Origin of the sequence: Peptostreptococcus anaerobius 653-L (assembly GCF_000178095.1) — a bacterium.
GTDB classification, from domain to species: Bacteria; Bacillota; Clostridia; order Peptostreptococcales; family Peptostreptococcaceae; genus Peptostreptococcus; species Peptostreptococcus anaerobius.
The window spans coordinates 39,846-50,400 of the sequence record NZ_ADJN01000058.1; the positions used below are offsets into that span (position 1 = coordinate 39,846).

10 protein-coding genes and 4 tRNA genes are annotated in these 10,555 nt (G+C 36.6%); all 14 read right to left on the bottom strand.

Annotation, left to right across the window (positions count from 1 at the left end; all coding sequences use genetic code 11):
• Positions 1-28: 28 nt before the first annotated feature.
• On the bottom strand, positions 29-1,282 hold the full coding sequence (gene murA, locus HMPREF0631_RS07145; RefSeq protein ID WP_002844145.1) for a UDP-N-acetylglucosamine 1-carboxyvinyltransferase: 1,254 nt from the start codon (positions 1,280-1,282) through the stop codon (positions 29-31).
• Between the two features lie 210 nt (positions 1,283-1,492).
• Positions 1,493-2,842 (bottom strand): phosphoglucosamine mutase, encoded by a 1,350-nt coding sequence (glmM, locus tag HMPREF0631_RS07150; RefSeq protein WP_002844162.1) that lies wholly within the window; start codon positions 2,840-2,842, stop codon positions 1,493-1,495.
• A gap of 177 nt (positions 2,843-3,019) precedes the next feature.
• Entirely contained in the window at positions 3,020-3,577 is a 558-nt protein-coding gene (locus HMPREF0631_RS07155; protein ID WP_002844167.1) for a 2-oxoacid:acceptor oxidoreductase family protein, read from the bottom strand.
• On the bottom strand, positions 3,578-4,366 hold the full coding sequence (locus HMPREF0631_RS07160) for a thiamine pyrophosphate-dependent enzyme (RefSeq protein ID WP_002844166.1): 789 nt from the start codon (positions 4,364-4,366) through the stop codon (positions 3,578-3,580). It lies immediately after the preceding gene.
• Positions 4,366-5,427: a 3-methyl-2-oxobutanoate dehydrogenase subunit VorB gene (locus HMPREF0631_RS07165; protein WP_002844118.1), complete on the bottom strand. Its 1,062-nt coding sequence runs from the start codon at positions 5,425-5,427 to the stop codon at positions 4,366-4,368. Before HMPREF0631_RS07165 ends, HMPREF0631_RS07160 begins: the two co-directional genes overlap by 1 nt.
• A gap of 20 nt (positions 5,428-5,447) precedes the next feature.
• A complete protein-coding gene (locus HMPREF0631_RS07170; RefSeq protein ID WP_002844120.1) occupies positions 5,448-5,666 on the bottom strand; it encodes a 4Fe-4S dicluster domain-containing protein in 219 nt (72 codons plus the stop codon).
• 52 nt (positions 5,667-5,718) lie between these two features.
• A complete protein-coding gene (locus tag HMPREF0631_RS07175; RefSeq protein ID WP_002844157.1) occupies positions 5,719-6,393 on the bottom strand; it encodes a hypothetical protein in 675 nt (224 codons plus the stop codon).
• Positions 6,394-6,469: 76 nt separating this feature from the next.
• Complete coding sequence (gene buk, locus HMPREF0631_RS07180; RefSeq protein ID WP_002844128.1) at positions 6,470-7,543, bottom strand: butyrate kinase; 1,074 nt, start codon at positions 7,541-7,543, stop codon at positions 6,470-6,472.
• Positions 7,544-8,211: 668 nt separating this feature from the next.
• Positions 8,212-9,135, bottom strand: coding sequence for a CdaR family protein (locus tag HMPREF0631_RS07185; protein ID WP_002844132.1), 924 nt, complete (start codon positions 9,133-9,135; stop codon positions 8,212-8,214).
• Positions 9,136-9,148: 13 nt separating this feature from the next.
• The gene (gene cdaA, locus HMPREF0631_RS07190) at positions 9,149-10,000 is read right to left on the bottom strand and encodes a diadenylate cyclase CdaA (RefSeq protein ID WP_002844130.1); all 852 of its coding nucleotides are present in this window, start codon (positions 9,998-10,000) and stop codon (positions 9,149-9,151) included.
• Between the two features lie 150 nt (positions 10,001-10,150).
• Positions 10,151-10,225: transfer RNA gene (locus HMPREF0631_RS07195), tRNA-Gly, on the bottom strand.
• Between the two features lie 4 nt (positions 10,226-10,229).
• Positions 10,230-10,306, bottom strand: a tRNA-Asp gene (locus HMPREF0631_RS07200).
• Positions 10,307-10,330: 24 nt separating this feature from the next.
• A tRNA-Glu gene (locus tag HMPREF0631_RS07205) sits at positions 10,331-10,402 on the bottom strand.
• Positions 10,403-10,409: 7 nt separating this feature from the next.
• A tRNA-Met gene (locus HMPREF0631_RS07210) sits at positions 10,410-10,485 on the bottom strand.
• Between the last annotated feature and the right edge of the window lie 70 nt (positions 10,486-10,555).

Sequence of the window (10,555 nt, forward strand, 5' to 3'; positions counted from 1 at the left end):
CTCCACATCTATTAAAATAGGACTATTTCTAGTCTTCTACTATTTCTACATTACCGCCAAGCTGTCTAAACTTCTTGTCAATATCTACATAACCCCTCTGTATGTGGTATATTTCTCCAATATTAGTAATACCATCTGCTATTAGACCACAAAGGATAAGGGCTGCTCCAGCTCTCAAGTCAGTTGCTGTCACATCAGCTCCAACTAGAGATTTGACTCCGTTTACTACAGCACTTCTACCATCAATCTTAATGTTGGCACCCATTCTATTAAATTCATTTACATGCATAAACCTGTTTTCAAATACAGTCTCTATAACCACACCAGTTCCCTGGGCTACTGTAAGCATAGCCATAAACTGGGCCTGTACATCCGTTGGGAATCCAGGATGTGGTAGAGTCTTGATATCTATTGGTTTTATAGATTCCGGTCCAACAACTCTGATTGTATTTTCACCTTCTATAACCTGAGCACCAGCTTCTGTAAGCTTGGCTATTACTGGTTTAAGGTGGTCTATTATTACATTTTCTATAGTTACATCACCCTTAGTCATAGCAGCTGCCACCATATAAGTAGAAGCCTCTATTCTATCAGGTATTATTGTATGTTCAGCACCATGAAGTGACTTTACACCCTTTATCTTTATTGTATTAGTACCTGCTCCTCTTACAGATGCACCCATTTCATTAAGGAAGTTGGCAAGGTCTACTATTTCTGGTTCCTCTGCCGCATTCTCTATTATAGTCACACCATCAGCAAGTACTGCTGTCATCATTATATTCTGTGTAGCTCCAACTGATGGGAAATCTAGGTATAGTTTATTACCCTTCAAAACCTCAGTCTTGGCTTCAACAAAACCATGATCCATATTTATGTTAGCCCCAAGAGCTTTAAAGCCCTTTAAGTGTAGGTCTATAGGTCTTGTACCTATAGCACAACCACCTGGCATAGATATCTTTGTATGGTTAAATCTAGCAAGAAGTGGACCCATCACCAAAAAAGATGCTCTCATCTTCTTAACCAAATCATATGGTGCCTCGTATGTTATTATATTTGTAGAGTCAACTGTTAAAACTCCATCCCTATAATCAACCTTTGCACCTAAGTGTCTTAGTAAGTCTGAAATTACATGAACGTCCCTAAGGTTAGGTACACTCTTAAGTACGCATATATCATTGGCTAGTAATGTCGCTGCTATAATTGGCAATACCGCATTTTTAGCCCCATCTATCTTTACATTACCCTTTAATGGGTCACTCTTTCTAACTCTAATCCTCGGCATATTTACTCTCCTAAATCTAAAATAATATAATAATCTCTGCTAACAATTAGCACTATGTTTATCGCCATTTAAAAACCCACCAGATAGATGAAAGGCTTGTAAATGATTACAAACCCGCTAGAAAGGAGTATAGTACCCCCTTCTTTGCGCATTCTTATATAATTATATCAAATCTTGGACTTATTAACAAGAATAAGTATCTATTTTCTTTTAACAGCCTATCTTTTCTTTGATAATAGCTGCAAGCCCAAGTGCTAGCTCGTGGATATGGTCTTGGTCTTTTCCTTCCAACATTACCCTCACTAGTGGTTCTGTTCCTGATGGTCTGATTAAGACCCTACCCTTGCCGTCCATTTCCTTTTCAATTCTTACTATTTCGTCAGCAATTTCCTTAAAATCCATATATGAATTCTTAAACTCATTTTTTACTTTGACATTTTCTAGTACCTGTGGATACTGGTCCATAACAGATGCAAGTTCTGACATAGCCTTCTTTTCTTCAACCATTATCTGTGTTAGGACAAGGGATGACATTGTACCATCACCAGTTGTATTGTAGTCTAGGAATACCAGGTGGCCTGACTGCTCTCCACCAAGAACATAGCCTGATTTTTGCATTTCTTCTAGGACATACCTATCTCCTACAGCTGTTGTTGCAAGATTTATGCCATGTTCCTTGGCTGCTATTGTAAGGCCTATATTGCTCATTACAGTTACAACTAGGGTATCCTTAACTAATTTACCCTTTTTCTTCATATCTATAGCACCTAAAACCATAATCTTGTCTCCATCGACCAAGTTGCCCTTTTCGTCTACTGCTATTAGTCTATCTGCATCACCATCATAAGCAAGACCTATATCAGCACCAACTTCAATTACTTTCTTTTGTAGACCTTCTGGATGGGTAGAGCCACACTTGTCATTTATATTAGTTCCATCTGGCTGGGCATTTATAGCTATGACCTCTGCACCTAACTCTTCAAAGACCATAGGAGCGACCCTATATGCTGCACCATTTGCACAATCAAGTACGCACTTTACACCTTCAAGACTGACATCTATCTTAGACTTTAGATAGTCCGCATAGTGGCGAATTGCCTCATGGTCAAATATTTTTCTACCGACCATGTCTCCTGTAGGATTTACATCTATCAAGTCCATATTGTCTATGTATTTTTCGATTTCAAGCTCAATTGAGTCATCCAACTTAAATCCGCTTTTGTTGAAGAATTTTATTCCGTTGTACTCAACTGGATTATGAGACGCAGATATAACAACTCCACAATCTGCCTCATACTTACGAGTAAGGTATGCCACACCTGGTGTAGGTATTATTCCAACTGTAATTACGTCACAACCAACTGACATCAGACCAGATATCAAGGCTGCTTCCAACATATCTCCAGATATTCTAGTATCTCTACCAACTACTACCTTTACTTTTTCCTTATTTTCAGCTAGCACATAGCCTCCAGCCCTTCCAAGCTTAAAAGCCATAGAAGGTGACAATTCCGTGTTGGCTATACCCCTAACACCATCTGTACCAAAATATTTTCTCATCTATATATCTCTCCTCATATTTATATTTAAAGTTTCACTATTATTCTATCACAAAAACTGAACTAATTATCATAATTTAGCCTTTTTGTCATAATTTATTATAATATATTTTCAAAAAAACGGGCCGCCACTGGCAATTGTGGCGACCCATCAAAGGTAATATATTGTATATTGGAATTAGTTTTTCTTCTGATCCATAACAGCGTCATAACCTGCCTGAAGGGCCTGTCTATTTACTGGTATGAATTTTTCTTTTCTCTTTCCGAAAACCTTCTTGAATGCTTCAAGAACTGATTCTATATCAACACTGCTATCAACAGCTAGGAAAGCTCCAAGCATTACCATGTTGGCAAACTTTGATCCACCTAGTTCATTTGATAATTCGTTAGCGTTTATATAGTAAGCTTCTATATCGTCTCTTTCACATTTTTCATGTACTAGAGAACTATTTATAAGAATTGTTCCTCCTGGAACAACATCTCCTTCAAACTTAGTAAGCGATGGTGAGTTCATTATTACAGCTGCAGTTGCATCATCTGTAATGATTGGTGAACCAACTGGTTCATCAGATATAGTAACAGCACAGTTAGCTGTACCACCACGCATTTCAGGACCATAAGATGGTAACCAAGAAACTTCTTTATTTTCAAGCATTCCTGCGTATGTCATTAGCTGACCCATAGACATTACACCCTGTCCACCGAATCCTGCACAAATAACTCTAGATGTACTCATTTATTTGTCCTCCTTTTCTGCTTCAGCTCTTTCTGCTAGTGCAGCTTCTATATCTATATCTCTGAAGTTCTGCACTGGATAGTAAGGAATCATGTTGTCTCTTAACCACTGAAGTGCATCTACTGGAGTCTTACCCCAGTTAGTTGGGCAAGTAGATAATACTTCTACTAGTGAGAAACCAAGACCTGCCTTCTGAACTTCAAACGCTTTTCTTATAACCTTTTTAGCCTTTCTAACTTCTGCTGGAGTATCTACTCTTACTCTTTCGACGAAAGTAGCACCTACTAGTGTAGAAAGCATTTCAGCTATTCTGATTGGATAACCATGAAGCTTAGGATCTCTACCACCCTGGCAAGTTGTAGCCTTTTCTCCTATTAGAGTTGTAGGAGCCATCTGTCCACCTGTCATACCATAAGTAGTATTGTTTACGAATATAACTGTTATATTTTCTCCTCTATTGGCAGCATGTACTATTTCAGCAGTACCTATAGAAGCAAGGTCTCCGTCTCCCTGATATGTAAATACCATATGATCTGGTCCTAATACTCTCTTTATACCTGTAGCAACTGCTGGTGCTCTACCATGAGCAGCTTCACTCATATCACAGTTGAAGTAATTGTATGCAAGAACTGAACAACCAACTGGTGCTACACCTACAGCATTACCTAAAACGTCCATTTCCTCAAGTACTTCACCAACTGTTCTGTGGATTATACCATGAGTACATCCTGGACAGTAATGTGTCTGCGCATCAGTTAAACCTTTAGTTTTTTCAAAAATAACAGCCATTACTTAGCACCTCCTAATATATCTATCGCTCTATTCATTATTTCCTTTGGTTCTGGAACCATACCACCTGGCCTACCATAGAAGTGTACTTCATGTCTACCATTTGAACCAAGCTTAACATCTTCTACCATCTGTCCTAATGACATTTCTACTGCAAATAAGTGTTTGCAAGCTGGTATTTCATCGAATGCATGGTATGGGTAAGGCCATACTGTCTTAGGTCTTATTAGACCAACCTTGTAACCCTGTTCTCTTAGTTCGTTTACACAGTTCTTAACAACTCTTGCCATAGTTCCGTAAGCAACGAATACTAGTTCTGCATCTTCAGTTCTATCCATTTCTACCTGACATTCATTAGCTTCAATCTTGTTATACTTTCTCTGTAAGTGGTAGTTGTGCTCTTCAAGTATTTCTGGAGAAAGGTATAGTGAGTTGATTATATTTGGCTTTCTTTCTCCCTTTGTACCAGTTGTAGCCCAAGTCTTTTCAGGAAGCTCTCTGTGCTTTCTTGGCTTGTCAAAATCAACTGGTTCCATCATTTGACCTATCATACCATCTAGAAGAACTAGTACTGGAGTTCTGTAGATTTCTGCTACGTCAAATGCATCCTGGATCATATCACATGCTTCCTGAACACTAGCTGGAGCGTATACTGGAGTTCTGTAGTCTCCGTCTCCACCACCTCTAGTAGTCATAAAGTAGTCTGACTGTGATGGCTGTATAGAACCTAGCCCTGGGCCACCTCTCACTACGTTTAGGATAACACATGGTACTTCAGCACCTGCACAGTAAGTTATACCTTCCTGCTTTAATGCTACACCTGGTGAAGATGATGAAGTAAGAACTCTAGCTCCAGTTCCACCTGCACCATAAACCATATTTATTGCAGCAACTTCAGATTCTGCCTGAACAAAAACTCCTCCATTTGCTGGTAATTCTCTTGACAAATATTCTGGTAACTCACTCTGTGGAGTTATTGGGTAACCGAAGAAATACTTACATCCAGCAACCATTGCTGCCTTACCAAATGCTTCGTTACCTTTCATTAGTATCTTAGCCATTTAAAATCCCCCCTAATTAATTATAATCTTTCTACTGTAATAACTGCGTCTGGACACATCATTGCACAGCTTGCGCAACCGATACATTCATCCATATTTTCTACATTTGCAGGGTTATATCCCTTTGAATTAACCTTAGATAAGTCTAAAGCAATTATCTTCTTTGGACATACAGAGATGCAAAGTCCACAACCCTTACAGTACTTCTGATCAAAAGACACTCTACCTTTAGCCGCCATTATATTGCCTCCTTAATAAAATAATTATATTATACTAATTATATAAAACACACTACATCATCCACTGGTCTCTTAACATTAGACTAAGTGGAATAATTTCACCTTCAAAGTCCTCAGGAATCTGGTCAACAAGACTTTCCATGCATGAAACAAACTTTATTGGAATATTTCTAGCCTTTGAAACTTCTCTACATACCTCCTGACCCTTTTCAAGATCCTCTATTGTAGTCGCCTTGAGCATATGAGTATTGTTGATTAGTCCTGTCACCTTCAACTTTGAAGCTGCCTCAATCTCATCAATATATCCCATTACCTCTTCAGCTGTCTGTGTTTTCTCCCTATTTGCGTTGACAACAAAGAACATATCATAGTCTTCATCATCAATCATATCTCTATACCTAGCTATGACAGTTGCACCTACCTTATCACCACCAAGGTCTATAATGTTGTTGTAGTCCTTGTTTAGTAAAGGTGTGTGTATCTCAGCTGACAATGCTGGTATATCAAGTGTTGGAGCGTCTACGGAAGATGCGATTACATGAATCCCCTTTTCTTCAAGTAAATCCTTCATTCCCCTAGATCTGAAGTAAACGTTTACAACATCAAGGTCTGATATAGCAAGTCTACCTTCAATTTCTCCTCTTAACTTCAATGCGTAGTTTACTGAAAACTCGCTCTTACCACTCCCATAGTGGCCTGTTATTATTCTTATTCTCTTATTATTCATCCGCTTACTCCTATACAAAAATCCTCAATCTCCAGAATTTTAGTTCTATATAAGCCTTTATCTATCAAAGTAAGATTTAGTAGATCTTAGCTTCTTCTTCCCCTCTAAGAATTCTAAGTCCACCTAAGGCAAGAGCTGCCATCTCATCTTCACCTGGATAAACCTTTACATCAGCTATAAAGCTTACCTTGTCTATTATCTTCTTTGTAAACATCTTTGAATATGCTATACCACCAGTCAATAGTATTGCATCTACCTTGCCTTCAAGAACTACTGAACATGAACCTATTTCTTTAGCTATCTGATAAGCCATTGCATCATATACAAGTTCAGCCTTCTTATCTCCCTTTTCTATCATGGCTTCTACATCTCTAGCATCACTAGTATCAAGGTAAGAAACTAGTCCACCCCTACCTGTTATCTTCTTCTTCATATCTGCTAGTGAGTATTCACCACTGTAGCACATCTGTACTAGACTACCTACTGGTATTCCACCACTTCTCTCTGGAGAGAATGGTCCTTCACCATCTAGGGCATTTGCAACATCTATTACGCTACCCTTTTCGTGGGCACCTACAGATATTCCACCACCCATATGTCCTACTATAAGGTTTAGTTCATCGTATTTTTTACCTACTTCATCAGCATATCTTCTAGCTATAGCCTTCTGGTTAAGAGCATGGAATATAGATCTTCTCTCTATATCAGCAAGGCCAGATATTCTAGCTACATCACTAAGTTCATCAACAACAACTGGGTCAACTATATAAGCTGGTATACCAAGTTCCTTAGAAAATTCCCTAGCTATTATTCCACCCAAGTTTGAAGCGTGCTGGCCAGATACTCCAACTCTTAAGTCTTCTATCATATCATCAGACACACTGTATGTACCACCTTTTATCGGTTTAAGAAGACCACCCCTGCCTACTACACAATCAAGTTCTTCAAGTTTTATATCAGCTGCCTTCAACTCACCTTCTATAACGTCTTTTCTAAAGTTAAACTGGTCTGCTATAGTTTCAAACTGACCAATTTCATCAGATGAGTGGCGTAGTGTTTTTTCAAATACTTCCTGGTCATTGTCGTATACTGCTATCTTTGTAGATGTAGACCCCGGGTTAATTGTAAGAATCTTAAAAATATCTTTCATCATTACCTCCAATTTTCCATTTAATACAATTAATTTATTTATAACGTTTTCATAAACCATAAGAAACAAAATCCACTTCTAACTCTGAACAAATAAACTAATTTTATAACCAATTAATGTCTAGTAACTCACTTTACAATAAAAAACTAAATCATCAAACTTTTTACTAAACAAGGCAATAAACTTAATTTTATTAAATCTTCTATATCCTGTCATAATGATTAGCTCCGTTAAAAAAACTAACAACTCATCTTGTCTAAAAAAGACACTTTTGAGGAAGAAGACATATAATTTAAAGTATTTGATTAATCCTCTTGATTTATTATAAGTATTCATTTAGTTTTTCAACTTTGCAAACGATTTTACAAAAATTAATATCAATTAATAGATAATTTTTTTCTATTCACTAATTCCTTTTCATTTATTATTTTATAACGAAAATTAAGAAGATGCAATAAAAATATTTAATTAACAAAGATATGTCAACCTTATATTATAATGTATCTTCTCATTTTTCATTTATTATTTAAATTTAACTAAATTTTCAAAAATTTCTATAATATTAGCCCATCTTATAAATACAACAACAATATGCTATTCACATAATTTTTTGTCTATTTATCAATTAAAGGCAAACCCTTGCTAGGTATTACTTTTTTATAGGAGATTTATTTTTTGCTTATTTGAACCTCTTCTATATCACCTTTTATCTTTATATCATCAGGTATAACAAGTTTCACTTTTTTGCTACTAGCATTAGAAAAATCTTCTTCATTTAGTCTATTTGTAGAAATTTCTTCTATATTTTTTAAAGTTTCATTATCACCTATTATTGTAACCTTTTCAGGGCTAATTGATAAAGAATCTCTTGTAATATCCCAATTTCCTAGATTAGGTACTACTTCTACTTCTTTTTCAATTGCAAACTTGATTTCAACATCCATCTTCTTAATCTCTATATCCACGCTTACTGGTTTCTTGTTTTTTGTGAAGGCTAATAGGTATATTTCCTGTACTACTTGAGTTTTATCAGACATCTTTTCAAGCTTGTCTGTATTTATAGTAGCAGATACATATGACACTTCATCGACCAAGCTCCTAGGACCAGACACCTTCACGTACTTGTATTCTCCATTGGCACTGTGTATTTTTTCCTTGTAGTTTGAAGGAATCTCTATCTTAACAGGCACCTTTTTAGTTATTTTTTTTTCTAGATTTACGACAAAGCTACTCTCTTTAATTTCTCTTGAAACATGACTTGATATGTTACTTGATAGGGATACAGTATTTTTACCCTCTACAGGATTTATCACTTCTCCATAAATACTTACGCTGTTCTTGGTAATCTTCTGAATTTCGGATAACTTGCCTTCAAGAGTTATATCAGTAGTCATGTGATCTTTGGGATATATAACATATCCCTCTTTTTCTATCTGTTGGGTATTTTTTATAGTTATTGGAATATCTTCTATAACCTTCCTATCTTCTGGATCTACAACAGCAATTACATACATCCATAAGGCTACTGCAGCTGCAACAGATATTATCTTTGTTTTTATATTCTTCTTATTATTTAAAGGTTTTTTATTCATAATAGACACCTACCTATTTTTGCTTTTTCATCAATTCTTTGAATATATTAGTGTTCTCAGACTTGGTCTTATAGAAATTCTTTAATATATTAGTAAGTCTTTCTCTTGTAACATCTCTGTATATCTTGCCAGACCTAGTAATTGATACACTTCCTGTCTCTTCTGACACTACAAGAGTAAGGCAGTCCGACATCTCACTCACACCTATGGCAGCTCTATGCCTTGTACCTAGTTCCTTGCTTATATCTTTTCTCTGAGTTAGAGGAAGTATGCACGCAGCTGATTTTATTTTTTTGTCTCTAACTACAACCGCACCATCATGTAGAGGTGTATTAGGTATAAATATATTACATAATAATTGCTTAGTCACCCTACCCTCTATCTTAGTACCAGTATCAACTATTTCATTAATCTTAGTCTTTCCTTCAAGCACCACAAGAGCACCTATTTTCCTGCTAGCCAAATCGTAAAGGGCATCTACCATTTCAGCTATTACAAGGTCTTGGTCCTTATCTATATCAGAATCACCATGTCCACCAAACTTTATTATGCTAGTATTTCTTCCTATATGCTCTAGACCCGCTCTTAATTCTGGTTGGAATATAATAAATGGAAGAATAAATCCTACCTCCAGTATCTTTACAAGTATCCAATAAAGTGTATGTAATTTCAGCATACCACTCAATTGTGTAGCAACCAATAACATAATTACGCCCTTAAAGAGCTGTTCTGCCCTGGTATCCTTTATAAACATCAACATTTTATAAAATATATAGGCTATTATTAGCATATCAATCGCATCATTTATGCTTATTTTCAAGGCTATTTGAGAAATTTTATTTAAAGCTATACTTATTGACCACATCTATAATTCTCCTTGCTTAATTTATTTAAATACATACGATAATTTATCATGTATAATTATTTTAACACACTTTTCCTTACATAAGTCTAAGTATATGATTTTTTGTAAAAAAATATATAAAAAAAAATCCTATAAAGGATTTTTGAAAAATGGAGCGGGAAACGAGATTCGAACTCGCGACTTCGACCTTGGCAAGGTCGCGCTCTACCACTGAACTATTCCCGCAAAATGGCGACCTGGAAGGGGCTCGAACCCTCGACCTCCAGCGTGACAGGCTGGCATTCTAACCAACTGAACTACCAGGCCTTGTTGCCTATTTGTATTAAAAAGTGACTCCTAGGGGAATCGAACCCCTGTTACCGCCGTGAAAGGGCGGTGTCTTAACCGCTTGACCAAGGAGCCATAATAATGGTTGCGGAGGCAGGACTTGAACCTACGACCTTCGGGTTATGAGCCCGACGAGCTGCCAACTGCTCCACTCCGCGATAATTTGGTCTTTACATATCAAAATTGAAGTCATAGACTTCAATTTCCAATTAAAGTATTGTTTTTGTA